Annotated in this window: 25 protein-coding genes; 14 read left to right on the top strand and 11 right to left on the bottom strand. The window is 69.2% G+C overall.

The window, feature by feature from the left end; genetic code table 11:
• Window positions 1-14: 14 nt before the first annotated feature.
• From RS83_RS08865 to RS83_RS08845, 5 genes are all read right to left on the bottom strand, one after another.
• On the bottom strand, window positions 15-3,017 hold the full coding sequence (locus tag RS83_RS08865; protein ID WP_045279158.1) for an AAA family ATPase: 3,003 nt from the start codon (window positions 3,015-3,017) through the stop codon (window positions 15-17).
• Window positions 3,017-4,186 carry an exonuclease SbcCD subunit D gene (locus RS83_RS08860; protein ID WP_045279157.1) on the bottom strand — a complete coding sequence of 390 codons (1,170 nt, stop codon included), beginning with the start codon at window positions 4,184-4,186 and terminating at the stop codon, window positions 3,017-3,019. The genes RS83_RS08865 and RS83_RS08860 overlap by 1 nt, the downstream gene beginning before the upstream one ends.
• 50 nt (window positions 4,187-4,236) lie before the next feature.
• Entirely contained in the window at window positions 4,237-5,682 is a 1,446-nt protein-coding gene (locus RS83_RS08855) for an MFS transporter (RefSeq protein ID WP_045279156.1), read from the bottom strand.
• A gap of 338 nt (window positions 5,683-6,020) precedes the next feature.
• Window positions 6,021-6,488 carry a DIP1984 family protein gene (locus RS83_RS08850; RefSeq protein ID WP_045279155.1) on the bottom strand — a complete coding sequence of 156 codons (468 nt, stop codon included), beginning with the start codon at window positions 6,486-6,488 and terminating at the stop codon, window positions 6,021-6,023.
• A 53-nt stretch (window positions 6,489-6,541) separates the two neighbouring features.
• Entirely contained in the window at window positions 6,542-6,850 is a 309-nt protein-coding gene (locus tag RS83_RS08845; protein WP_045279154.1) for a GNAT family N-acetyltransferase, read from the bottom strand.
• A 328-nt stretch (window positions 6,851-7,178) separates the two neighbouring features.
• On the opposite strand from RS83_RS08845, the gene RS83_RS08840 reads away from it, so the two are divergent.
• The 6 genes from RS83_RS08840 to RS83_RS18275 all read left to right on the top strand — a co-directional run bounded on the left by RS83_RS08840 (window position 7,179) and on the right by RS83_RS18275 (window position 11,700).
• Window positions 7,179-7,895 carry a winged helix-turn-helix domain-containing protein gene (locus RS83_RS08840; protein ID WP_045279153.1) on the top strand — a complete coding sequence of 239 codons (717 nt, stop codon included), beginning with the start codon at window positions 7,179-7,181 and terminating at the stop codon, window positions 7,893-7,895.
• Between the two features lie 44 nt (window positions 7,896-7,939).
• Window positions 7,940-8,899, top strand: a complete 960-nt coding sequence (locus tag RS83_RS08835; RefSeq protein ID WP_045279152.1) for a DNA-3-methyladenine glycosylase family protein — start codon at window positions 7,940-7,942, stop codon at window positions 8,897-8,899.
• Between the two features lie 35 nt (window positions 8,900-8,934).
• Complete coding sequence (locus RS83_RS08830; protein WP_045279151.1) at window positions 8,935-9,141, top strand: hypothetical protein; 207 nt, start codon at window positions 8,935-8,937, stop codon at window positions 9,139-9,141.
• Between the two features lie 54 nt (window positions 9,142-9,195).
• Window positions 9,196-9,600, top strand: coding sequence for a VOC family protein (locus tag RS83_RS08825; protein WP_045279150.1), 405 nt, complete (start codon window positions 9,196-9,198; stop codon window positions 9,598-9,600).
• A gap of 270 nt (window positions 9,601-9,870) precedes the next feature.
• Window positions 9,871-11,040 (top strand): RtcB family protein, encoded by a 1,170-nt coding sequence (locus tag RS83_RS08820; RefSeq protein WP_045279149.1) that lies wholly within the window; start codon window positions 9,871-9,873, stop codon window positions 11,038-11,040.
• A gap of 171 nt (window positions 11,041-11,211) precedes the next feature.
• Window positions 11,212-11,700: a hypothetical protein gene (locus RS83_RS18275; protein WP_052679016.1), complete on the top strand. Its 489-nt coding sequence runs from the start codon at window positions 11,212-11,214 to the stop codon at window positions 11,698-11,700.
• A 15-nt stretch (window positions 11,701-11,715) separates the two neighbouring features.
• On the opposite strand, the gene RS83_RS08810 is transcribed toward RS83_RS18275, so the two are convergent.
• Together RS83_RS08810 and RS83_RS08805 are read right to left on the bottom strand one after the other, a co-directional pair.
• On the bottom strand, window positions 11,716-13,176 hold the full coding sequence (locus tag RS83_RS08810) for an MFS transporter (protein ID WP_045279148.1): 1,461 nt from the start codon (window positions 13,174-13,176) through the stop codon (window positions 11,716-11,718).
• A gap of 57 nt (window positions 13,177-13,233) precedes the next feature.
• Window positions 13,234-14,568 carry a M20/M25/M40 family metallo-hydrolase gene (locus RS83_RS08805; protein WP_082071630.1) on the bottom strand — a complete coding sequence of 445 codons (1,335 nt, stop codon included), beginning with the start codon at window positions 14,566-14,568 and terminating at the stop codon, window positions 13,234-13,236.
• Between the two features lie 62 nt (window positions 14,569-14,630).
• Between RS83_RS08805 and RS83_RS08800 the strand changes: the two genes are divergently transcribed.
• The 3 genes from RS83_RS08800 to RS83_RS08790 all read left to right on the top strand — a co-directional run bounded on the left by RS83_RS08800 (window position 14,631) and on the right by RS83_RS08790 (window position 16,515).
• The gene (locus RS83_RS08800; protein ID WP_045279146.1) at window positions 14,631-15,641 is read left to right on the top strand and encodes an FUSC family protein; all 1,011 of its coding nucleotides are present in this window, start codon (window positions 14,631-14,633) and stop codon (window positions 15,639-15,641) included.
• A gap of 91 nt (window positions 15,642-15,732) precedes the next feature.
• Window positions 15,733-15,999, top strand: coding sequence for a glutaredoxin family protein (locus RS83_RS08795; RefSeq protein ID WP_045279145.1), 267 nt, complete (start codon window positions 15,733-15,735; stop codon window positions 15,997-15,999).
• A 105-nt stretch (window positions 16,000-16,104) separates the two neighbouring features.
• Window positions 16,105-16,515: a VOC family protein gene (locus RS83_RS08790; protein ID WP_045279144.1), complete on the top strand. Its 411-nt coding sequence runs from the start codon at window positions 16,105-16,107 to the stop codon at window positions 16,513-16,515.
• A gap of 12 nt (window positions 16,516-16,527) precedes the next feature.
• Here the strand turns inward: RS83_RS08790 and thrC are convergent, their stop codons facing one another.
• The 4 genes from thrC to RS83_RS08770 all read right to left on the bottom strand — a co-directional run bounded on the left by thrC (window position 16,528) and on the right by RS83_RS08770 (window position 20,369).
• Window positions 16,528-17,931 (bottom strand): threonine synthase, encoded by a 1,404-nt coding sequence (thrC, locus tag RS83_RS08785; protein WP_045279143.1) that lies wholly within the window; start codon window positions 17,929-17,931, stop codon window positions 16,528-16,530.
• An 87-nt stretch (window positions 17,932-18,018) separates the two neighbouring features.
• Entirely contained in the window at window positions 18,019-18,513 is a 495-nt protein-coding gene (locus RS83_RS08780; RefSeq protein WP_045279142.1) for a methylated-DNA--[protein]-cysteine S-methyltransferase, read from the bottom strand.
• 57 nt (window positions 18,514-18,570) lie between these two features.
• On the bottom strand, window positions 18,571-19,173 hold the full coding sequence (locus RS83_RS08775; protein WP_045279141.1) for a response regulator transcription factor: 603 nt from the start codon (window positions 19,171-19,173) through the stop codon (window positions 18,571-18,573).
• Complete coding sequence (locus RS83_RS08770; protein WP_231587752.1) at window positions 19,170-20,369, bottom strand: sensor histidine kinase; 1,200 nt, start codon at window positions 20,367-20,369, stop codon at window positions 19,170-19,172. The genes RS83_RS08775 and RS83_RS08770 overlap by 4 nt, the downstream gene beginning before the upstream one ends.
• Window positions 20,370-20,525: 156 nt before the next feature.
• On the opposite strand from RS83_RS08770, the gene RS83_RS08765 reads away from it, so the two are divergent.
• The 5 genes from RS83_RS08765 (at window position 20,526) to RS83_RS08745 (ending at window position 23,559) form a co-directional block, all read left to right on the top strand.
• On the top strand, window positions 20,526-21,065 hold the full coding sequence (locus RS83_RS08765) for a hypothetical protein (RefSeq protein WP_045279139.1): 540 nt from the start codon (window positions 20,526-20,528) through the stop codon (window positions 21,063-21,065).
• A gap of 45 nt (window positions 21,066-21,110) precedes the next feature.
• On the top strand, window positions 21,111-21,470 hold the full coding sequence (gene cmtR / locus RS83_RS08760) for a Cd(II)/Pb(II)-sensing metalloregulatory transcriptional regulator CmtR (RefSeq protein ID WP_045279138.1): 360 nt from the start codon (window positions 21,111-21,113) through the stop codon (window positions 21,468-21,470).
• Window positions 21,467-22,150 (top strand): cation diffusion facilitator family transporter, encoded by a 684-nt coding sequence (locus RS83_RS08755; protein WP_045279137.1) that lies wholly within the window; start codon window positions 21,467-21,469, stop codon window positions 22,148-22,150. The genes cmtR and RS83_RS08755 overlap by 4 nt, the downstream gene beginning before the upstream one ends.
• Window positions 22,151-22,187: 37 nt before the next feature.
• Window positions 22,188-22,793 (top strand): hypothetical protein, encoded by a 606-nt coding sequence (locus RS83_RS08750; protein WP_045279136.1) that lies wholly within the window; start codon window positions 22,188-22,190, stop codon window positions 22,791-22,793.
• A 124-nt stretch (window positions 22,794-22,917) separates the two neighbouring features.
• On the top strand, window positions 22,918-23,559 hold the full coding sequence (locus RS83_RS08745) for a copper resistance CopC family protein (protein ID WP_045279135.1): 642 nt from the start codon (window positions 22,918-22,920) through the stop codon (window positions 23,557-23,559).
• Window positions 23,560-23,567: the final 8 nt, after the last annotated feature.

Here is a 23,567-nt window from a genome sequence, read left to right as displayed (position 1 = left end):
GAGGCGGCTGCGCGTCAGCGCGCCTCGATGATGCTGGGTCCCTCCGGCGTCGCGCGCACTCGAAGCTGCGCTGGGATCTGCTCCTGCATCGCTTCGACATGACTGATCACACCGACCGTGCGGCCGCCCTGACGCAGCTCGTCGAGGGTGCGCATCGCGACGTCGAGCGTGTCGCCGTCGAGTGAGCCGAACCCCTCGTCGATGAAGAGCGTGTCGAGCCTGATGCCGCCGGCTCGCGCCGTGACGACCTCCGCCAGACCGAGCGCGAGGGCGAGGGAGCTCAGGAAAGTCTCCCCGCCGGAGAGCGACTGCGCGGGCCTGCTCTGCCCGGTGAAGGCGTCGAAGACGACGATCCCGAGACCTGACGCCGCGCCACGGGCGGCCAGGGCATCGGAGTGCTGCAGCTGATAGCGACCGGTCGACATGTCGCCGAGTCGGCGGTTGGCGGCTTCGACGATCTCCTCGAGTTCGGCAGCGAGGACGAACGTCTCGAGGGTCATCTTGCGCGTGTTCGCCCCGCGACCGGCGATCGTGTCTGCCAGGCCGCGGATCGTCTCGAACGCTGCGGCCTCGTCTGCGGTGCGAGCGTGCTCGGATGCCGCTGACTCGATCAGGCCGTCGAGTCGCTCTGCCGTGCCCGCAGCGCGCGCGGCCTCGTCGACCGCGCTCGTCCATGCCGAACGAGCGGTGGCGGCGGCGAGCTCGACCGGCGCGAGGTCGATGAGTTCGTCGGGGAGCATGCGCAGTTCCAGCTCGAGCAGGATCGCGCGCTCCTTCTCGCGGCGCACAGCGTGCTCGGTGATGCGTGCATCGAGTGCTGCCTGGGCGGTCCCGGAACGAAGCGCAGCCTCGGCCGCCGGGGCGTCGGCGAACGCGGATGCCGCCAGTGCGTCCTGCTGCTCGTCCGCGGCGTCGCGTGCTGCGGCTTCACGGCGTGCGAGCTCGGCGATCGTGTCAGCGAGGGAGCGCGCGGTGGCCACCTGCGCCGTCGATGCCTCGATGCGCTCAGCGACGCTGGGCGCGTCGCCCCGCGCATCCGCGATCGCCGCTTCCGACTCGGTGCTGCGCTGGACCAGCAGCGCGCGCGTCTCACGGGCCGAGGCGAGCTCGGCGGAGTCCGCGGCATACGAGGCTTCGAGCTGTTGGGTTCGCGCTGCGAGCTCCTGCAGCCTCGAATCGAGAACCCGCTGTTGTTCCGCTGCGGCGATGCTCTCAGCATGCGCCGCTGTGGCAGCGTCGCGCTCGGCTTCCGCCTGCTCGGCGGTGCGTCCGTCCGCACGCGCGGTCGCCGCGGCGAGCTCTGCCCGCAGCGCCGAGGTCGTTGCCGCAGCATCGCGCTCACGCTGCGCTGCTTCGTCGCGGAGCCGCTCGGCGTCTTCGATGTCAGCGGCCGACACCGGGTCGGTGTGCGGTGCCGGCGACGGATGCTCCTGCGAGCCGCACACCGGGCAGGCGTCGCCATCGGAGAGCCCGGCAGCCAGCTCTCCGGCGAATCCGTCGAGTCGTCGCGCGCGGAGCCGTGCGAGGGCGCTCTGCGCGTCGGCGTGCGCTGCGGTGGCCTCGGCGAGCGCATGTTCTGCGACCCGCTGCGCGTCGTCGAGCCGCGCTGCCTCCTGGCTCGCCGCACGGCGAGCCTCGGCGGCGGTCGTCGCGGCGAGCAGATCCGGCGCGCGGTCGGCAGCCCGTCTCGCCTCATCACGTTCGACGGTGAGTGCCGCGAGCGTGGTCGGTGCCGCCGCGCGTTCGACCTCGGCGGCATCCATGCGAGCGCTGATCGCGACGATGTCGGCCTCGGCGCGCTGCAGCTCGGCGCGGAGGGTCGGCACCTCGTCCTCGAGAATGCGCGCGCGTTGCCACGCGCCGATCTCGGCAGTGCGCTGTGCGACCCAGGTATCGAGATCGTCGGTCGTGATGCCGAACAGCTCCCAGGTGGATCGAGCGCTTCGCTCCGCCTCAGCCGCGTCGGCACGCGCTGCTGCGGCTCGCGTGGCGGCCTGGATCGGCGCGCGGAGGATCTCGGCCGAGCGCGCATTCGCCAGTTCGTCGCGAGCCTCTGAGATCTGCGCCTCACCGGCATCGAGCAGCTCCAGCGAAGCGCGGGCACGGTCGCGCTCCACCTGGTCGCGGCGCGCCTCGCGCGCTGCCGCGAGGGCTGCGTCTGCCGAGGCCGAGTGCTTCTCGGCCTCGTCGCGCTCAGACGCGCGGCGTTCTGCGCGATAGCCCGCTCGAGCCTGGGCCCGACGGAGCGCGTCGAGACGTTCCTCGGTCGTCAGCGTGCGAACGGGTGCCGCGGCGTCTGGCGTCTGCTCGCCCTCGGTCGACTCGGCGGCATCGCCAGCAAGGTCCGCGCTGCTGACCAGGCGCTCGGCCTCGTCGAGTCGCGCCGTGACGGCAGCCGTCCTGGCCCCGAGCGACTGTTCGGCCGCCCGACGGCGCTCATCGAAACGTGCCTGCACGTCTTCGAACCGTTGCGTGCCGAACAGTCGACGCAGCAGTGTCTGGCGGTCTTTGCTGTTCGCCAGCAGGAACTCGGAGAACCGGTTCTGTGCGAGCAGGATCACCTGCAGGAACTGCTCCCTGCTGAGCTGCAGGATCTCGTCCAGGTCGTTGGCGACGTCGACGGCGCGCGCCGAGCGACCGATCCAACCGGCATCCGTCCACTCGTCGAGGCTGACTCCGGCAGCCTGCTTGGTCAGCCCTCCGCCGCGCTTGGCCGGGCGCAGATACTCCGGCGATCGCGTCACGCGGAAGCGGCCCGTCGGCGTGCTGAACTCGACCACGACCTCGGACACGTCATCCGGGTCGGAATGGTCGCTGCGGAGCCGCTTCTCGCCGCCGTCGTAGCGGGGCACACCGCCGTAGAGCCCGAAGCACACCGCATCGAGGATGCTCGACTTCCCAGCACCGGTCCGCCCTGCGATCAGGAAGATCCCGTCGTCTGCGAACGAATCGAAATCGACGATCTGGCGCGACCGGAAGGGCCCGAAGCCCTCGACCTCCAGGCGGTGGAGTCGCATCAGACGAGTGCGTCTGCGCGCACGCGCTCGTCGAGCACCTCGCCGATCAATGCTCGCTCGGCCTCGCTCGCTCCGTGTCCTGCCCTGACATGCTCGAGGAATGCCTCGACCCGATCGGCATCGGTCACCGCGGTTCGCAGTCGCTGTGAATACGAGCGTTCGTCCTTCTCGGCGGTCACCACCGGCTGATGCTGCACCATGGCGCAGTACGGGTAGCTCTCGCGGAGTCGGCGCATCGGCTCGGTCTGGGGCTGCGCGTCGGTGTAGATCGCGCAGACCCAGTCGTCGGCATGTGCCGCGACGGTGTCGGTGGAGAGGATCTCGTCGAGCGTGCCGGTGAGCGTCACGAGCCGCCGCGGCACCGGCAGCTCGAGCCATTCGGCGGACGCGAAGCCGGCGGCGTCGAGGTCGATGAGCCATGATCCGCGCGGCTTGTGCTGCTCGCCGAAGCTGTAATGTAACGGGGCGCCGGCGTATCGGACGCGCTCGCTGAGCTGCTGCCGCCCGTGGATGTGCCCGAGCGCCACGTAATCGGGTCCGTCGAACACGCTGAGCGGCACGACGTCGAGACCGCCCTGGCGGACCTCTCGCTCGAGTCCGGCGGTGGCATCGACACCCGCCGCGAAGCAGTGCGCGATCGCGACCGAACGACCAGGGTGCGCCTCGATCCCAGACCGGACGAGCTGCATCGCGTGCGCCATGGTCTGCGCCTGCGTACGCAGCTGCCGCCCGTCGGAGTCGCCCTCAGGCCAATACTGACGCACGATCGCCGGCTCGAGGTACGGGATACCGAAGAAGTGCACCGGTCCGTCGGCATCGTCGACCGTCACCGGAGTGCCGATCGCGAGCGGATCGGTGAGCACGTGGATGCCGTCACGCAGGAGCCTGGCCTGGAATCCGAGCCGCGCAGCCGAATCGTGATTGCCGCTCGTGACGATCACCGTGGCACCCGTGCCGTGCAGCGCGACGAGCGCGTCGCCGAGCAGCGTGTAGGCCGCGGCGGACGGCGTGGCCGAATCGAACACATCACCCGCGACGATCACGACGTCGACCGCGTGCTCGCGAACCTGCTCGGTGAGCGCCTCGAGCACACCGGCCAGCGCTTCCATGGTCGATGAACCATGGAAGGTGCGGCCGATGTGCCAATCGGAGGTGTGCAGGATTCGCATACTCACACGGTACGAACCACCACCGACATTCGGGCCGAGGCGTGCCGCGATCAGTGCGCAGCCAGTGCCGCTTCGCCCTGCGTCGGAAGGAGCTCGTCCTTCGTCCCCCGCACCATCAGCGCGGCGATGACGGAGGCGGCCACCATCAGGATCGACGCCGCGATGAACGTCCACCCGTAGGCATCCGTCAGCCCCTGCGGTGAGACATCGGCCTGCGAGTGCCCGCCGACGGAGGCCGCGTAGACGGCGGTGAACACCGAGAGTCCGATCGAGCCGCCGATCTGCATCGCGGAGTTCGCGACCGCCGACGCCACACCCGCGTCGTGCGGGGCGACACCGGACAGCGCGAGGTTCTGCAGCGGGATGAAGACGAAGCCCATGCCGATGCCCAGCAGCGCCAGCGCAGGTGCGATCTGCACGAAGTAGGCGCCGTCCGGCGTGATGCCGGAGAGCGTGAACAGCCCGACAGAGGCGATCAGCGGTCCGACGATCAGCATCGGCCGCGGCCCGATCACCGGAAGCAGCTTGGTCGCGATCGGAGCAATCACCATCGTCGCGATCGGCAGCGGCAGGCTCGCAAGCCCGGCCTGGAATGCGCCCATCCCGAGCACGAACTGCAGGTGGAAGGTCAGGTAGACGGTGGCGCCGATCATGATCGCGCCCGCGACGCCCTGGATCAGGAACACGCCGCCGCGCACCCGGTCCGCGACCACCCGAAGCGGCAGCAGCGGCTGGGAGACCCGGCTCTCGACCCAGACGAAGAGGCCGAGCAGCGCGGCACCGACCACCAGGAACGCGATGGTCAGCGGATTCGCCCATCCGTTCTCGGCGAGCGTGAAGCCGTAGACGAGCACACCGAGGCCGAGGGTCACCGTGATCGCACCCCACACGTCGTAGCGGTTGTCGCCCTCGGCCTTGCTCTCGGTGAGCACGATCGCGCCGCCGACGACGCCGATCACGACGAAGAAGAGGTTCACGAGCAGGCACCAGCGCCAGTCGGTGAATTCGGTGAGGATGCCGCCCAGCAGCATCCCCACAGCGGCACCCGTGCCGGCGACGGTGCCGAAGACCGCGAACGCCGTGTTGCGCTCACGGCCGGAGGGGAAGGTCATGGTCAGCAGTGCGAGCGCCGCCGGCGCCAGCAGTGCTGCGAATGCGCCCTGCAGACCGCGGGCGAGGATCAGCTCCCAGCCCTGCTGTGCGAGACCGCCGTAGAGAGACGCCGCGCCGAAGCCGAGCATGCCCACCATGAAGATGCGCTTGCGGCCGACGTAGTCGGCGATCCGCCCGCCGAGCAGCAGCAGCGCGCCGAACGCGAGTGCATACGCGGTGACGACCCACTGACGCTGCCCGTCGGTGAGGTCGAGCGCCGCTTGGGCCCGTGGCAGTGCGATGTTGACGATGGTGCCGTCGAGCACGACGACGAGTTGCGTCAACGAGAGGACGATGAGCCCCCACCATCGGGTCTGGGGGCTGGAGCGCAGGGAAGAAGACATGGAAAAACCTCCGGTGTCTGGTGACGGATGCCGGAGGTTTCGAGCCTCGGACCAGCACGCCGATGGCGCCTGACCACCTCGGTCGACGTGACCGAGCAGACATCCATCCTATGCCCGCATCCAGCTGCTCCGTAAGCGGAAGGTCCCCTGACCCACCCTCGTCATGACGATCGACACGTGGTGATACATGGTGCGCTGTGCGCGTTCACCTGTGCGGCGTGCTGGGCTGCGCGATGCGAGATCTGGGCTGCCCTCCGCCCGACAGGAGCCGGAATTGCCCCTCCGGCTGGGGGTGTGCCCGCTTCGTCGTGACTACCGACTTCCGCTCTTCCCCTCCGTCAGCCCTGCAGGTCGTGGAGCCAGTTCGCCTGCTGGATCCGGTTGTCGAGTTCACGCAGCTCCTGCGCGACCTCATCGGCCCTGGCGCGCAGCGCCGCCACCGGCAGCGCGGAGATCTTGCGCAGCTCCGATCGCATCTGGCGCTGGAAGCCGTCGTTCGCTCCGGAGGCCGCCGCCGCGGCATCCGCCAGCAGGGAGTGCTGCAGGCGCAGCACGTCGCGCGCGGCGAGCGCATCGGTCATCGTGCCGTCCGATCCGAGGTCGAGCCGTGAATTCGTGGCGTTGATCCTCCGGATCAGGTCGCGCAGCTGCGCCAGGTCGGCATCCGCTTCGACGAGCAGGGCGGCGGCATCCTCCGCGGGCTCCTCGCCTTCCTGGTAGCGGGCGTTGGCGGTGATGCGAGCACGCAGCTGCTCGATGCGACGCTGCAGATCGGCTCGGGCGGTGAGTGCCTCTGCGAGTTTCATGCCCTCATCCTGACAGGACGGACGCGTGTAACACAGCGTCACACGCTTGCAGGTCACCGACTCCGCAGCAGATGCGCGTGCTCGGGGTGCGCGCTGAACCAGTCGGCCACGTACCAGCACACGGCATCGACCTTGCGGTCGCCCCGCTCCAGGAGGTCGGCGACGGCGCCCTCTGTGACCGTTCCGGCATAGCCGTTGCCCCGGAAAGTCGGGATCGTGAAGGCTCTCGTGAGAGCGACCGTATGCCCGTCGTCTCGATAGTCGAGCACGCTGACCAACTGCCCGTCACGGGTCAGGGTGTAGCGCGAGGCATCCTTCTCGTCGGTGAGGATGAAGCCGGCGGCGAGCGTCGAAGTGGTCATCGTTCCACGGTACGCCCGCCCGTCGAGGATGTCGTCGTTTTGACACGGGCCGACACGATCGGACATAATCCCCCCATGACCACCAACGCAAGCCCTTTGTCCGCCCAGGAGGCGAACAGGACTGCCGGGATGATGATGCCCGGTCGCGTTGGCATGTGTTGCCGAATGTGTAGCTGAACGATCAGCCACCCCGCACGACCCGGTGAATCGCGATCTGCGAACTCCGAGTCACCGAGCATCCACCCTTTGCTCGCTTCCCGGCCCGCCCGGTCATTCATGCAACGCATCAGAGCCGAATCGGCTCACTCGTCCTGAGGACTTCATCATCATGTCGAACACCGCAATTCTCGAGCGTCCCGCCGCCCCCGCCGTGATCAACACCAGCAACTCGCAGCCTGAGCCCTCCGCTCCGCTGTCGGCAGCCGCCGCGGATCTTCCCGCCGTCCGCTCCCCCCGTGGCTTCGCCCTCTACGTCGGTCTCGACGAGATCAAGGCGGCGGAAGCCGGCGTCAGCCTCCCGCTCCTCGTGGACGCACTGCGGCGCACGCTCGCCGAGCTCGCTCCCGGTGCCGAGACCCACGCCACCGTCGCCCTCGCACCGCACGGCTCCGGCGGTCGCGACCTCGACGTCGTGCGCCTCGCCCTGCAGGAGCCGGGCGCGATCGCCCGGACCAAGGCAGCAGCCGAGGAGGAGACCGCCGACATCGAGGGCGGTGTCGTGGTCGACATCTCCCGCAAGCGCGTGCTGATCGACGGCGAGTCCGCCGCGTTCACCTACAAGGAGTTCGAGCTTCTGCAGTACCTCGTGCTCCGCGAGGGACGCACGATCGAGCGCTCCGAGCTGGTCTCGGCCCTCTGGCAGGCGCAGGACGACGAGACCCCCGGCGAGCGCACGATCGACGTGCACGTTCGTCGACTGCGGGCCAAGCTCGGCCGCTACGAGGACATCGTGCGCACGGTGCGCGGCATCGGCTACCGGTTCGACCGGCACGCCGACGTCGTGATCCGCTACGGCCACGGCACGCCCTCGCCCGACCGCTTCTGATCGCACCGCCCGTCACTGTCGGACACCCGACGTAGGGTGGGCGCATGACGATGACAGCGGATGCCGGAGCGGCCGACGCCGCGACCCATGGCGCTCCGCAGGAAACGGTCTACCGACCGCCCCATCCGCTCGATCTCATGCGTACGGTCGGCATGCTCCGCCGAGGCAGGACCGATCCCACGACCGTGATCGAGGGCGGCGTGATCTGGAGAGCGCTGCGGACGCCGTCCGGCATCGCGACGCTCGCGCTTCGATCGGTCGGCGACGAGATCCGGGCCACTGCATGGGGCACGGGAGCGGCAGACGCACTCGACCGCGTCCCGAGGCTGTGCGGTGCAGATGACGATGCCACCGGGTTCGACGCCTCGAAGCATCCGCTCATCGCCGACACCGCTCATCGCAATCCCGGTCTCCGCCTCACGCGAACCGACGAGGTGTTCGACGCGCTCGCCTGCGCGATCATCGAGCAGAAGGTGACCGGCATGCAGGCGTTCGGCGCGTGGCGCTTCCTGGTCGCGCGGTTCGGCGAGCGAGCACCGGGTCCGACCCCTCGTCCGATGTTCGCCGCTCCCCCGGCTTCGACCTGGCGCCTCATCCCGTCGTGGACCTGGCAGCGCGCCGGCGTCGAACCCCCGCAGTCGAAGACCATCGTGCGCGCGGCGCAGCGGGGCGACAGCATCGAGCGTGCCATGCGATCCGCCTCGACCGGCGCCGACCGCGACCGGGTGCTCACGAGCCTTCCCGGGGTCGGCGTGTGGACCTCGGCCGAGACCCGCATCCGTGCGCTCGGCGATCCCGATGCGGTCAGCGTCGGTGACTACCACCTGGCCCACCAGGTCGGCTACGTGCTCACCGGCACCCGCACCGACGACGACGGGATGCTCGAGCTCCTCGCTCCCTGGGCCGGTCATCGACAACGGGTCGTGCGGTTGATCCACGCGAGCGGCGTGATGGAGCCGCGTCGCGGCCCGCGCCTCGCCCCCGAAGACCACCGCGACCGCTGAGCCGGCCGTTTCAGGGCACGCCCTAGGCTGAGGGGATGAACGCACGCCGTCGTCTCGGTCTCCGCCTGCTCGTCACGATCGGGCTGCTCGTGCTCGGTGTCGTCATCGGGTTGATCTTCCAGAACGTCTGGCTGGGTCTGCTGCTCGCCGCGATCGTCTGGATCGGGTGGTTCCTCGGCTACGAGTCGCGCCGCGGACACAACGCGGGTGTCAACGACGAGGACCACGGCATCGAGCTCTGACCCGGGCCGGGCCGCACTGGCGCGACGTCCGACGTCCCTGGAAGACTCGACCGCATGGCACTTCTCGATCACCTGGGCATCACCGTCGCCGACCTCGAACGCGGGCGGGCGCAGTTCCATCCGGTCCTCACGGCGCTCGGCTATCAGCGCGGCGGGGAGGACGACCACTCGATCTCGTGGCACAACGGCGACGAGACCGAGATGATCCTCTACGTGTGGAACGAGGACACAACTCCCCACCACCACGGCCGCGTGGGCTGGCAGCATCTGGCATGGGCCATGGAGTCCAGGGAGGATGTCGACCGCCTGCACGCGGTCGCGCTGGACGCCGGCTGGACCGCCGTGCGAGAACCGAAGGAGTACCCGCGGTACAGCGACCGCTACTACGCATCGTTCGTCGAGGATGCCGACGGCATCCGCATCGAGTTCATGTACAACCCGCCGAGAGCTCAGGCTTGACGCCCGGGCGTGTCGCCCCCTAGTCTCGGAAAGCTGTGCCGACCGGCGCAGCATGCCAGCCGAGGAGACGACGGATGCCCGCTCTGCGGAAGCTCCACTTCACCGCGGTCGAGACGCTTCAGCCGAAGCGCACCGACCGCAATGAGTTGTACCCTCCGGCGCGCGCCGTCTGACAGCATCCGCTGCTCTCACGCCTCGTACCGTCAGGTCCGGGGCGTTTCTCGTGAATCCCCCTGACCTGTGTCTGGCACCCACAGAAGGAAAGGAATCATGGAGAGGCTCTCCGCACGGCTGCTGTCGTGGGCGTCGCTGATCGACGAGAAGACACTCGCGCAGGCGCACACCACGGCACGCATGCCGTTCATCCACCCGCACCTGGCACTGATGCCGGATGCGCACCTCGGGAAGGGTGCGACCGTCGGTTCGGTCATCCCGACGCTCGGGGCGATCATCCCCGCCGCCGTCGGTGTCGACATCGGCTGCGGCATGATCGCCGTCCGCACGCAGTTCACGAAGAGCGACCTCGATGGTCGCGAACTCGCCGAACTCCGGGAGCAGATCGAGCGCGCCATCCCGCTCTCGGCCGGCCGGTACAACAACAAGGTCGTCGCGACGGCCGAGCCGCGGATCGTCGAGCTGGAAGCACTCGCCGAGAAGCATGGGTTCGACCCCGCGCAGTATGCCGGGAACTGGCGGCTGCAGCTGGGCACACTCGGCTCGGGCAACCACTTCATCGAGGTGTCGGTCGACGAGCTCGACCGGGTCTGGCTGTTCCTGCACTCGGGCTCGCGAGGCGTCGGCAACAAGATCGCCGGACACCACATCGGTGTCGCGCAGAGGCTGGCCAAGCAGTGGTGGATCGACCTCCCCGACCCCGACCTGGCGTACCTCGTCGAGGGCACGCCGGAGTTCGATCGGTATATCCGAGAGCTGCGATGGGCTCAGCACTTCGCCCTGCTGAATCGGGAGGAGATGATGGACCGGGTCGTGCGGCAGCTGTCGGAGTTCCTCGGCACGTCGGTCGATGAGCAGGAGCGCATCAACTGCCACCACAACTTCACCGAGTCGGAGAAGCACTACGGCAAGCAGGTGTGGGTGTCGCGGAAGGGTGCGATCCAGGCGGATGCCGGTCGACCAGGGCTCATCCCCGGCTCGATGGGCACGGCGTCGTACGTGGTGGAAGGGCTCGGCGACCCGCAGTCGTTGCACTCCTCACCGCACGGGGCCGGCCGCGAGTACTCCAGGTCGGCCGCACGGAAGACATTCACGCACGAGCAGCTGCGGGAGGCGATGAGCGGGATCGAGTTCCGCGACACCAGCGCCTTCATCGACGAGATCCCGCAGGCGTACAAGCCGATCGACCAGGTGATGGCGGATGCCGCGAGCCTGGTGTCGATCAGACACACACTCAGGCAGCTCGTCAACGTGAAGGGAGACTGAGCCCATGGGGCGGGTGGTGGATGCTCATCCACCGCCTGCCCCGTGGCCCACTCGTTCTGCACAGAGTCTCGACCCCAGTTCCTCGTCACCGATCCCGCGTTCGCGTGAAAACCCCTGGTTCGGGCAGTGGCAGAGTGCATGAACCGGTGCGACCATACGAAGGTGGGATTCATGAACGATGCGCAGATCTGGACGATGATCGGTGCTTTCACGGCGCTGATGTTCGGCATGCTCACGGTCGTGTCCACACTGTTCGTCCGCGTGGTCCGCGCGGAGATCGGTGGACTCCGTCACGAGGTCCTCGCCGAGATCGGTGTGCTCCGCAGCGAGTTCCGCGGCGAGCTCCGCGCTGAGATCAGCGGGGTCCGGGGCGAGATCGGTGCACTCCGCAGCGAGTTCCGCGGCGAGCTCCGCTCGGAGATCGGTGAGCTGCGCGGCGAGATCCGCTCGGAGATCGGTGAGCTGCGCGGCGAAGTCCGCGCTGAGATCGCTGAGCTGCGCGGCGAGGTCCGAGGCGAGATCGGCGAACTCGGAGGCGGGATCGCCGGACTCCGTGGCGAGATGAACGCCCGCTTCGACACCATGGATTCACAGCTCAAAGGACTCGACGTCGAGGTGCATGCGCTCGTGAAGCACACCTTCGGCTACGACCGAGACTGACGCCGCCGCCCGCCGTCAGACGATCGGCGCGACCTCGACGTCGACCGTCCGGTCGGTGAACGCGGTCTTCGGCACGAACAGCAGGGCCACGGCCGCGATCAGCGCGGTCACGCCGCACACGACCCAGACCGTGAAGTAGCCGGCGAGCGAACCCGCGGTTCCCTCCCCACCACCGACCGTCGATGCGACCCCATTGAGCAACGCGATGCCGAACACGCACGAGGCGATCGCGCCGCCGACGGTCTTGACCGAGTTCGTCAGCCCGGTGGCCACGCCGGTCTGCGTCGCAGGTGCCGCTGAGGCCGCGGCAGCGGGCAGTGCGGCGACGAGTGCGCCTGAACCGAGACCGACGATGACCATGTTCGTGATGACCTGGCCGTAGGTGTCGTGGTTCGGCAGGAACAGCAGGAAGCCGAGACCGACGAGGATCGATGCCCCCATCAGCGTCAGTCGAGGCGACAGTCGGCGGGCGAACTGCGGGAACGACAGGGCGCCGACGATCATGGCGATCAGATAGACGCCGATGATGAGCGACGTGGCGAAGCCGGTGGTGCCGAGCCCGTACCCGTAGACGGAGGGGTCGGTGCGCGCGAAGGTCGACAGCGGCGCCTGGGCACCGAGCACGCTCACTCCGAACAGGCCGGCAGTCAGGAACACGGGTCCGAGGGCGGGCGAGCGGAACATTCGCACATCGATCAGCGGGTCGTCGTGGCGGAGCTCCCACAGCACGAACGGCACCACGAGCAGGAGCCCGAGCGCGACGACCGCCCACGACCACGGGTTCACCAGTCCGCCTTCGAGTCGCAGCAGGCTGAGGCCGCCGGTGAAGCACACGAGCGCGAGGGAGATGAGGATGAGGCCGACCGTGTCGAACACACCGCCGGTCGGCTCCGGCGACTCCTTGACGCCGAACAGGATCACGAAGAAGCAGATCACGATCAGCACGGCCGGCACCAGGAGGACGACGGTCAGCGGCAGTGCGTCGATCAATGCACCACCGACGAGCGCACCGATGATCGCGCCGCCCTCGAGCGCGGCCACCAGCAGCCCTGCGGCCTTCGCGGTGATCGTGGAGCGGCCCTCCATCCGCCGCGAGCGCGACCAGATGAGCGCGATCTCGAGCGGCAGCCACACGACGTAGAACCCCATCAGCGCCCATGCGACGAGGAACACCTCGAACGAATCCGTGAACGGCAGCACCAGCGCGGCGGCAGCCGTGAGGGCGGTGGAGATGAGCAGCATCCGCTTGTGGCCGATCATGTCGCCGAGCTTCGCGAACGCCGGCACCACGAGCGCTGACAGCATGAGCTGCGTGCCCTCGAGCCAGTTCACATCGGCGTCATGGATGCCGAGATGCCGGGCGATGTCCGAGAGCATGGGTGTGTAGTACCCCTGCAGCACACCGCTGGTGAACTCGACGAAGGCCAGGTAGCCGACGACCGCGGCGAGTGTTCCCAGCGTGCGAGTGCGCGTCATCGCGTCTCCTGCTCCTGTGTCGGCCCCGGAGCGAGTCGAGGGGCGGGTGAGATCACCCTATAGCCGTTCGAGGAGGGCGCGATGGAACCGCTCCCCCCGTTCCAGCGCAGCGACCTCGACGTGCTCGTCGACGCCGTGGATGGAGGCACGCTGCGCATTCGACATCTCCAGCGGAGCGAAGCGGTACACAGCGGGTGCGAACCGGTGGAAGTGCCGCGAGTCCGTCGCCGCCATCATCACGTACGGCACCGCCGGGATGCCGGGGTGCGACACGGCGAGCGCATCGGCGAGCAACGCGAACTGGGCGTTCTCGGTGGAGGATTCGGGCGACGGCTCGCTCGCCTCGACGACCTCGACCGAGACGAGCGGATCACGGATGCGTCGTCGCACCCGCAGCACCGTGCGCTGCGTCGTCTCGCCGAGCGCGATGCGAAGATTCACGGTCGCCGATGCCTGCGACGGGAGCACATTCGCTGCGGTGCCACCGGACTGCATGGTCGGCGCGACCGTCGTGCGCACCAGGGCAGCCGCCTCACCGCCGAGCGCTGCGAACAGTCGCGCGGTCACCAGCGGCGCCGAGCCGAGCAGCCGGAGCAGATGCCCGGCGGGTCCGGGCGTCTCGTCGGCGAGGCGCGTGAGCATCCGCAGCACCGCTGTCGATGCGCGCGGCCGGAACGTGGCGGGGCCGAGCCGATCGACCGCTCGTGCGATGCGCCGGACGGCGGTGAGCGACGGCGGTGCGGACGCATGCCCGCCGTCGCCGCGCGCAGTGAGCTTCACGGTCATGACGCCCTTCTCGCCGACGCCGATCATGGCGGCGCGGCCGGGCACGAACGGCAGTGGCGCGTCGACGACCGCTCCCCCCTCGTCGACGACGAGCCACGGCACCACGCCGCGTGCGCGCAGGACCGCGGCGATCTCCTGCGCAGCACGACCATAGGTCTCCTCGTTGCCGCCGAACGAGAGGTACACGTCGCGTGCCGGGACGAAGCCGTCGGCGAGCAGGTTCTCGACGGCCTCCATCACCACGATGAGCGGCCCCTTGTCGTCGAGGGCGCCGCGTCCGTACACGACGCCGTCGGCGATGACGCCGTCGAACGGCGGGTGCGTCCAGGCGTCGCTCTCGTCGACCGGCACCACGTCGAAGTGGGCCATCAGCACGAGCGGGCCGTCTGCCTGAGCGCGCCCCTTCCAGTGGAACAGCAGTCCGAGATCGGTGTGCCGCTCGAGGTCGAGGTTCGCATGCGCGAGCGGATACAGCTCGGCGAGCAGCGCCACGAACGCCTCGAACGGCTCTGCACCACGCTGCTCGAGCTCTGCCGAGACGGTCGGCAGCCGGATCATGCGGGAGAGCCGCTCATCGATGCCGGGGCGCGCGGTGGGTGAGGTCACGTTCGTCATCGTATCGAGCTGCGTGCGCGGGGCCGAGCGCGCGACGGGAGGACAATGGAACCGTGAGCCTGTTCGCCTTCGCACCTTCCAGAGGACCCCGGTGGCCCCTCGCAACCCAGGCGGCGCTCGGGATCGCGCTGCCGATCGCGGTGATGACGCTGCTCGGCCGGGCCCCGCTCGGGTATGTGGCGGCATCCGGCGCGTTCACCGTGCTCTATGCGGGCTCCGCCGCGGTCGTCGACCGGGCGCGCATCCTTCCGCTGGTCGGGCTCGCCCTCGTGGTCAGCGCCGCGCTCGGTATCCTGGCCGCCGGCGACGCGCTGGTGGTCAGCATCGGGGTCGTCGTGGTCGCGACGGTGAGTGCGGCGCTGGCCTTCGCGTTCCGCCTCGGCCCGCCAGGACCGCTGTTCTTCGTGCTCGTCTACGGGTTGTCGGCGCACGTCGTCGGCACCGGGAGCATCGACCCGCTCGTCTACCTGTCCGCCCTCGCCGGCGGCTGCCTGTTCTCGTATCTCATCGCCCTCATCCCGCTCGCGCTCGGGCGCATCCGCAGCATCCCTGCACGCCCGTTGCGGGAGCTGCTCCCCGGCCCCGCGCTGACCGCTGACTCCCGGATGCTGCTGCTCAGGGTGGTGATCGTCTCGATCGTCGGCGTGCTGCTGGGACTCGTGGTCGATCCGGAGCGCACGTACTGGATCGTCGGTTCGGCAGTCGCCGTGATCGGCGTCGCTGCGGCACGGCGTGCCGCCTTCCAGCGCGGGCTGCACCGGATGCTCGGCACCGTCGTCGGCGCCGGCGTGTACATCCTGCTCGCCCTGCTGCACCCGGCCGGGATCTGGCTGGCGTTGCTGCTCGGCGCGCTGCAGTTCTCGATCGAGCTCGTGGTCGTGCGGCACTACGCGCTCGCCCTCGTCTTCATCACGCCGCTGGTGCTGCTGCTGACCGGAGCGGCGACGGGAAGCATCGGTTCGCTCGACGTCGCCGGCGAGCGGATCATCGACACGCTCGTGGGTGCGGTGCTCGGCGCGGCCTCGGGGGTCTTGCACCCGCGGGCGGCTGCCCGCGAGGCGTGAGTGCGGCGCAGTCGGGTCCCGCAGGGAACACCGTGCGGCGACGAGTGGTTGCATCCTGCGGAGCGACGGACGGCATCGGGAGGAGACGAGCATGGAACTCACGCTGGTGACATCGGCGTTCTGCGGCGCATGCTCGCGCACCCGCGCTGTGCTCGCTGATGCGGTGCGCTTCCTGCCCGATGCCACGATCACCGAGATCGACGTGGCTCGCGATCCGGATGCCGCCGAGGCGCTCGATATCCGCTTCACCCCGACCGTCATCATCCGCGATGACAGCGGCGCGCAGGTGTTCCGCGCCGAGGGCGTCCCGACGGTTCCGCAGGTGCTGACGGCAGCGGTCAAGGCACTCCCGAACTGACCGGAGAGGCGGCCGCTGCATCCCCTTGCGGAGGCGCCAGGCGCGGCGCAGAATGAGCGTGCATCCGGCCCGACCGGGCGGATCCGCTGACCCTGGGGAGCCATCATGGCGAATCTCAATCCATACCTGTCGTTCCGCACGGAATCGAGGGAGGCGTTGGAGTTCTATCACGGGATCTTCGGCGGTGAGCTCTCGATCAACGTGTTCGGGGAGTTCCCCGACATGATGCAGGACCCGAGCCAGAAGGATCTCGTGATGCACGGTCAGGTGACCACCCCGGACGGTCTCGTGCTCATGGCCTCGGACACCCCTGATGGCATGCCGTACGAGAAACCGCAGGGCTTCTCGGTATCGCTGAGCGGTAACACGCAGGCCAGGACGTGGGAGGTCTGGGATCAGCTGTCCGCAGGTGGAACCGTCACGATGCCGCTCGACGTCCCGCCGTGGGGCGGGACCTTCGGCATGCTGATCGATCGGTTCGGCATCCCGTGGATGCTGCACGGCGACCCGGAGTGAGACCGACGCGGCTCAGCGAAGAGCATGCGCCGCGATGAACGAACGGAGCACGTGCTCGTCGTCGTCCATCTCGGTCACGTGCTGCGGCGCATCGAGCATCTCCTGGAGCTCAGGCGAGTAGTCGAGCTCGACGTCGATCGCCTCGCGGATCGTCTCGGCGAACTTCTGCGGCTTGGCCGTCTCGAGCACGAGCATCGGCACGCCGTCCTCGATGTGCTCGCGCGCGACCTTGACGCCGTCCGCGGTGTGCGGGTCGATCGTCTCACCGGTCGTCTCGTACACCGACCGGATGGTCGCGAGACGGTCGGCGTGCGTGCTGGTGCCGCTGACGATGCCGAACTCCTCCGCGAACCGCGGCTGCTCGTCGGTGAAGTCGACGAAGCCCTGCTCGTCGAGCTCGCGCCATGCCGTCACGACGCGCTGCGGGTCGCGACCGACGAGCTCGAAGATGAAGCGCTCGAGGTTCGAGGCCTTCGAGATGTCCATCGACGGGCTCGACGTCGCGAGCGTCTGGGCCGCGCTCCGCGGGCGGTAGACGCCGGTGCGGAAGAACTCGTCGAGCACGTTGTTCTCGTTCGCGGCGAGCACGAGCCGTCGGATCGGCAGCCCCATCTGCTTGGCGAAGAACCCGGACAGGATGTTGCCGAAGTTGCCGGACGGCACCGTGAACGACACCTCGGCGGGTCCGCCGGCATCTGTCGCCCGCAGCCAGGCCCAGAAGTAGTAGACGGTCTGTGCGGTGATGCGCGCCAGGTTGATCGAGTTCACGGCGCCGAGGTGCTGCGAGCGCTTGAACTCCAGGTCGCCGGCGAGGTGCTTGACGAGGTTCTGGCAGTCGTCGAACACGCCCTCGATCGCGATGTTGTGCACGTTGTCATCGGCGAGCGAGAACATCTGCGCGCGCTGGAACGTGCTCATGCGCCCCTGCGGAGACAGCATGAAGACCGAGACGCGTTCCTTGCCCCGCAGCGCGTGCTCGGCGGCTGAGCCGGTGTCGCCGGAGGTCGCGCCGAGGATGTTGAGGACCGAGTCCTTGCGCTCGAGCGTGTACTCGAGCACCTGGCCGAGGAACTGCATGGCCATGTCCTTGAACGCGAGGGTCGGGCCCTCGGAGAGCCCGACGAGCGTGATCCCGTCGCCGATCGAGCGAAGGGGCACGACACTCTCGGGGAAGTCCGCGTAGGCGGCCTCGGTCATGCGGGCGAGATCTTCGCGGGGGATGTCGGTCGCGAAGAGTCCCAGCACCTCGGCGGCGAGCTGCGGATACGTCAGTGCACGCCAGCGCTCGAGCGTCTCGGGGCTCACGGTCGGCATCGTCTCGGGGATCGCGAGGCCCCCGTCGGGCGCGAGGCCCTCCAACAGCGTCTCGCTGAACGGCTGCGGCTGCATGCCGCCGCGGGTGGAGATGAACTGCACGTTGGCTCCTCGGATCGGGACTCGGCGTATCCATTCTCTCAGGCTGCGGTGAGCCCCGATGACCCGATGACGGATGCCGCGGAGCGCTCAGAAGAGCGAGCGAGGCAGCACACCCTCGTGCTCCAGCAGCCAGCGCTTGGTCGCGAGCCCCTCACCGGGCGCACCGCCCGAATAGCCGCCGAGACCATCGCCGGCCACGACCCGATGGCACGGCACGATCAGCGGCACGGGGTTCGCACCCATGATCGAGCCGATCCCGCGGGCCGGGACCGTCGTGCCGCTGCGCGACGCGAGCCCGCCATAGGTGACGATCTCGCCGTGGTCGACGGTCTCGAACAGCGCGAGCAGCACCGCCCTGGTCGCCGCGGTCTGCTCGCCGAGGTCGATCGGGAGGTCGAAGATTCGCAGCCGGTCGTCGAAGTACGCACGCAGTTGCGCGAGCGCTTCGTCGAGCAGGGCGTCGCCTCCGGCCGTCGTGTCGGCCGGAGGCTCGGATCGCCAGGTCACCCGCGTGATCGCCGTTCCGTCGCTGACGACGCCGATCGTTCCCACGGGCGTCGGGAGTGTGGCGAAGGCGGGCATGTCGAGAGGTTACCCCCGATGGCCGCATCGGCATCGAAGGGATGCCGTAGGGCGCGCTCAGATCCACCCGCGCTCCTCCGCCATCAGCACCGCCTGCTGACGCGTGGCGACCGCGAGCTTGCCGAGGATCGCGGAGATGTGGTTGCGCACCGTGCCGGGAGCGAGCGAGAGCGCCCGCGCGATCTGCCCCGTCGTCTCGCCGCGGCGCCCAGCACGCAGCACATCGAGCTCACGATCCGTGAGCGGTGAGCGCTCGTCGCTCAGAGCATCCGCTGCGATCTCGGGATCGACGTACCGTGCACCGGCTGCGACCCGCCTGATCACCGCTGCGACCTCGTCTGCGCCGCGCGACTTGGGGAGGAATCCTGCGACGCCCGAGGCGAGCGCCCGGCGCAGCACCCCTGGGCGGGCGTGCCGGGTGACGACCACGCAGCGCGTGGCGATCGCGCGGTTGAGCTTCTCGGCGACCTGCACGCCGTCGAGACCGGGCATCTCGAGGTCGAGCAGGCAGACGTCCGGCAGCAGGCGCAGTGCCTCCGCGACCGCCTGCTCCCCGTCGGCGCATTCGGCGACGACCTCGATGTCGTCCTCCAGGCGCAGCAACGCTGCGAGGGCGGAGCGGATCATCCCCTCGTCGTCGGCGAGCAGCACCCGGATCATCGCAGCGTCCCATCCGTCGCAGGCACGGTGACGGCGACCGCGAACTCGTCCTGGCCGCGGACGACATCGATCGTGCCCCCGGCCTCGGTGATCCGGCGACGGATGCCGTCGAGACCCGAACCTTCAGCACGCGTCTCGGCTTCGCCGTGCACATCGTTCGCGATCACGTACCGCCATCCCTCGTCGTCACGCCGGAGCTCGAGACGGGCGCGATGACCGCCGCCATGCCGGAGCACGTTGGTCGTGGTCTCGCGGATCACAGGCCCCAGATCCCACGCGGGTGCCGCGTCGGCATCCGTTGCGATGTCGGACTCCACCGTGAGCCCCGCCGCGACGAGCAGGTCTCGTGCGTTCGCGAGCTCATCGCCCAGCGGCACCGAGCGGAAGCGCGTCGCGAGGTCGCGGGTGCCCTGGCGGGCGTCGTCGACGCTCGCCCGAGCGAGCTGCAGCTGCTCGAGCGACGCCGCCGGGTCGCGGTGCATGAGCCGCTCGGCGAGCTCGAGCTGCAGCGCGATCACCTGGAGATGGTGGCCCTGCAGGTCGTGCACGTCGGTCGCGACGCGGAGCCGCTCCTGCGTGGCCGCGAGCCTCGCTTCCGATGCTCTGGCACGGTCGAGGGTGACCAGGACATCCCACCACCACAGCGAGCTCACGGTCATGAGAGGAAGCAGCGCGGTGTAGCTGCCAGGCACCCACCACCCGACGCTGTCACCGAAGACCCCGCGCGAGAAGTCGATGATGCTGAGCACCATCAGCACGAGCGTGGCCGAGACGACGATGCGGATGCGCACACCGCGGGGCCAGTTCAGCAGCATCATCGACTGCAGGGCGGGCATCAGCGCGAGTTCCCAGCTTCCGAGCAGCAGACCGCCACCGACGCCGTAGGCGACCGCCACGAGCATGGGCAGCGCCAGCCGGCGCCAGGCGATGCCGGGTTCGGCGTCGAGCCGGTGTCGATAGTCGACGAGCAGCACGATCGTGGAGGCTGACCAGATGATGCCGCCGATCGCGATCACGAGCGCGGCGGTGTCGTGGCGCGCGTCGGCGAGCGCCACGAACGTCCAGGACATCACCATCACGACCTCGAACATCACGATCGCCGATGCCGTGTACCACCAGGTCGCCGTGATCCCCCGCGACAGTTGACGCGCACCAGGCGTCGGCTCCACGTCCATGCGCTCGATCCCACTGTTCACGCCCCCACGATACGGGCGTGACACTTGTCACGCAGCCGACGTGCGATATGTCCGCGAGTCGGTGACACCCCGGCACTTCTCGGGGTGCGCCTGGAGCGCTGAACTGGATGCAACACGACGGACATCCCGTCGGCATCGACCTCCAGGAGCATCATCATGAACCTGATCGAGACCTTCCAGAACCTCGTCGCACAGGTGCCCGAGCTCGTGCAGCCGCTCATCGTCGCCCTCGCCGGCGCGATCCCCTTCATCGAGGGAGAGGGTGCGGCCGGCATCGGCATCATCGGCGGCATCAACCCCGTCGTCGCGGCGATCGCCGCGATCATCGGCAACTTCGTCTGCGTCGCCGTCCTGGTGCTTGCGAGCTCCGGCGCCCGACAGGCGATCGTGAACCGTTCGCGGGTTCGCCAGAGCGTCACGGCCGACGGCAGCATCGTCGACGAGGACGTCGTCTCGGTGGACTCCACCAGGAAGGCCGCACGCCGAGAGAAGTTCCAGCGCGCGTTCACCCGCTACGGCGTCCCGGGGGTCAGCCTGCTCGGTCCGCTGCTGCTGCCGACGCACTTCACGGCCACGATGCTCGCGGCGGCAGGCGTCAGCAAGGCCCGAGTCCTGTTCTGGCAGGCCGTCGCCATCATCGGCTGGACGACGGTCGTCACCGTCATCATCTCGGGCGCGATCTCCGCGATCCGCTGATCCCGCCGCCGATCGGATGGTCAGCGTGCACTGTATAGTCAGTGCATGCTGACCATTTCTTCGCGCCTCGACGTCATGAACCGACTGGGCCGCGCGATGGCCGATCCGACCAGATCGCGTATCCTCCTCGCCCTGCTCGGAGCGCCCGGCTATCCCGCTCGCCTGGCGGCGGAACTCGATCTCACCCGCACGAACGTGTCGAATCACCTCGCGTGCCTGCGCGGCTGCGGCATCATCGTCGCCGAGTCCGAGGGCCGCCAGACCCGCTACGAGGTCGCCGACCCGCACATCACGGCTGCGCTGCTGGCGCTCGTCGACGTCACGCTCGCCGTCGACGAGAGCGTGCCCTGCCTCGACCCCTCCTGCAGCGTCGCCGGATGCTGCGAGCCGGTGGACGCGCGATGAGCGCCCAGACGACCGTGTCGACGGGCAGACGCGAGACGCTGCATCGCCGCATCCGTCTGATCGTCGCGATCGCGATCGGCTACAACCTGATCGAAGCGGTCATCGCGATCGCCGCGGGATCGATCGCCTCGTCCGTCGCACTGATCGGATTCGGGCTGGACTCGACAATCGAGGTGCTGTCCGCTGCGGCGGTGGCCTGGCAGTTCACCCGCCGCGATCCCGAGCGCTGGGAGAAGCCGACCCTGCGCGTGATCGCGGTCGCCTTCTTCGCACTCGCCATCTACGTCACCACGTCATCCGTGTTCTCCCTCACCTCCGGCGAGCGCCCCGAGCACAGCACGGTGGGCATCGTGCTGACCGCGATCAGCGTCGCGATCATGCCCTTCCTGTCGTTCATCGAGCGGCGAGCAGGCCGCGAGATCGGATCGGCGACCGCGGTGGCCGACTCGAAGCAGACGCTCATCTGCACCTACCTGTCGGCAGCCGTGCTCATCGGGCTCGTCGTCAACTCGCTGTTCGGCTGGTGGTGGGCGGATGCCGCCGCCGGCCTGGTGATCGCGGCCTTCGCGATCCGCGAGGGCGTCGAGGCGTGGAAGGGCGATGCGTGCGCGACCTCGGTCGGCATGATCCTCGAGGACGGTCACGACGACGACCACGACCACGACCACGACCACGACTGAGCATCAGGGCCGCCCGCGCACCTGACAGAATGGGTGCGTGCATGCGTCCAGGAAGCCAGCGGTCCTTCGCGGATTCGCTGCATCCTCGGTGGCGATCTTCGCAGCCCTCGCCGGGCACGTCACCGCTGGGGGCTCGATGCCAGGCGCCCTCGGCATCCTCGTGCCCTGGATGCTCTCGTTCATGGTGTGCGTGCTGCTTGCCGGGCGCAGGCTCAACGCGATCCGCCTCGCCATCTCGGTCGGCGTGAGCCAGTTCCTCTTCCACGTCCTGTTCGTGCTCGGCTCGATCACCCCGGCCGGCGCCACCGGCGGGCACGTCCACGGGGCACCCCTCGTGCTCCCCGAGGTCGGCGGCATCGCCGAGACCGTGGCTGCCGGCGGCATGATGTGGTTCGGCCACGCGATCGCGGCATTCGCGACGATCATCGCCCTCCACCGCGGTGAGCGTCTGCTCCTCGCCCTGCGCGACCTCGCGCAGCAGAGCGTGCGGTGGCTGCAGCGCCGCATCGATGCCGTCCTCGCACCCCAGATCCTCCGCCCTGCGCGTCGCCCCGCACTCCGCGTGGAGATCGCGGTGCTCCGCAGCGCCTTCCTCCTCTCCACCCTGCGCGGGCGAGCCCCGCCGCGACTCTCGACGGTCTGATCCCCATCTCCCCCGGCCCAGCGCCGGGTGGCGATCTGCTCCCGCGCGCCGAGCATCGGCGTCGGGAGATCCGCACGCACGCACGGCGTCGGTCGTCGACGCCCGTCGAGAGGTCTGTCCATCCATGTCCCCTGTCCGCAGAATCGCCGTCGGTCTGGCGGTGGCGGCTGTCGCGGTCCTCGCGATCGCCGCACCAGCGTCCGCCCATGACGCCCTCGTCAGCAGTACCCCAGGAGTCGATGAGCGCCTCGATGCGGCTCCGGAGAGCATCGTCCTGACGTTCTCCGGAGAGCTCCTCGTGCTCGGCGATTCCACGCTCGGCGCGGTCGTCATCGTCGTCGACGAGAACGGCCGCGACTGGGTGTCCGGCGACGTCGAGGTCAGTGGCAACACCGTCACGACACCGGTCGACCCCGGAATGCCGGATGCCGGCTACCAGGTGCGCTGGCAGGTCGTGTCGGAGGACGGGCACCCGATCTCGGGCATCGTCCCGTTCACGATCGGCGACGCGGAACCCATGGCTGCGACGAATGCGAACGACGCGGCATCCGAACCCTCGGATGCCGATGCCGACGCGAGCACGGACACCGACACTGCCCCGGATCAGACCACGACAGACGCCGACGGCATCCCCCGGGTGCTGCTCATCGGCGCAGGAGGCGCAGTGCTCGCCGCTGCCGCCTTCACCCTGTATCGAATCCTTCGCCGTCCTCGCACGGCATCCGCAGCGCCCGAATCCGGCGACGCTGCGGAAGAACAGCTCTGAAAGGCCCA

Source organism: Microbacterium oxydans, assembly GCF_000956525.1.
Lineage (GTDB): Bacteria > Actinomycetota > Actinomycetes > Actinomycetales > Microbacteriaceae > Microbacterium > Microbacterium oxydans_A.
The sequence above is the reverse complement of the archived record's forward strand: the minus strand, read 5'-3'. Positions and strand labels throughout refer to the sequence as shown.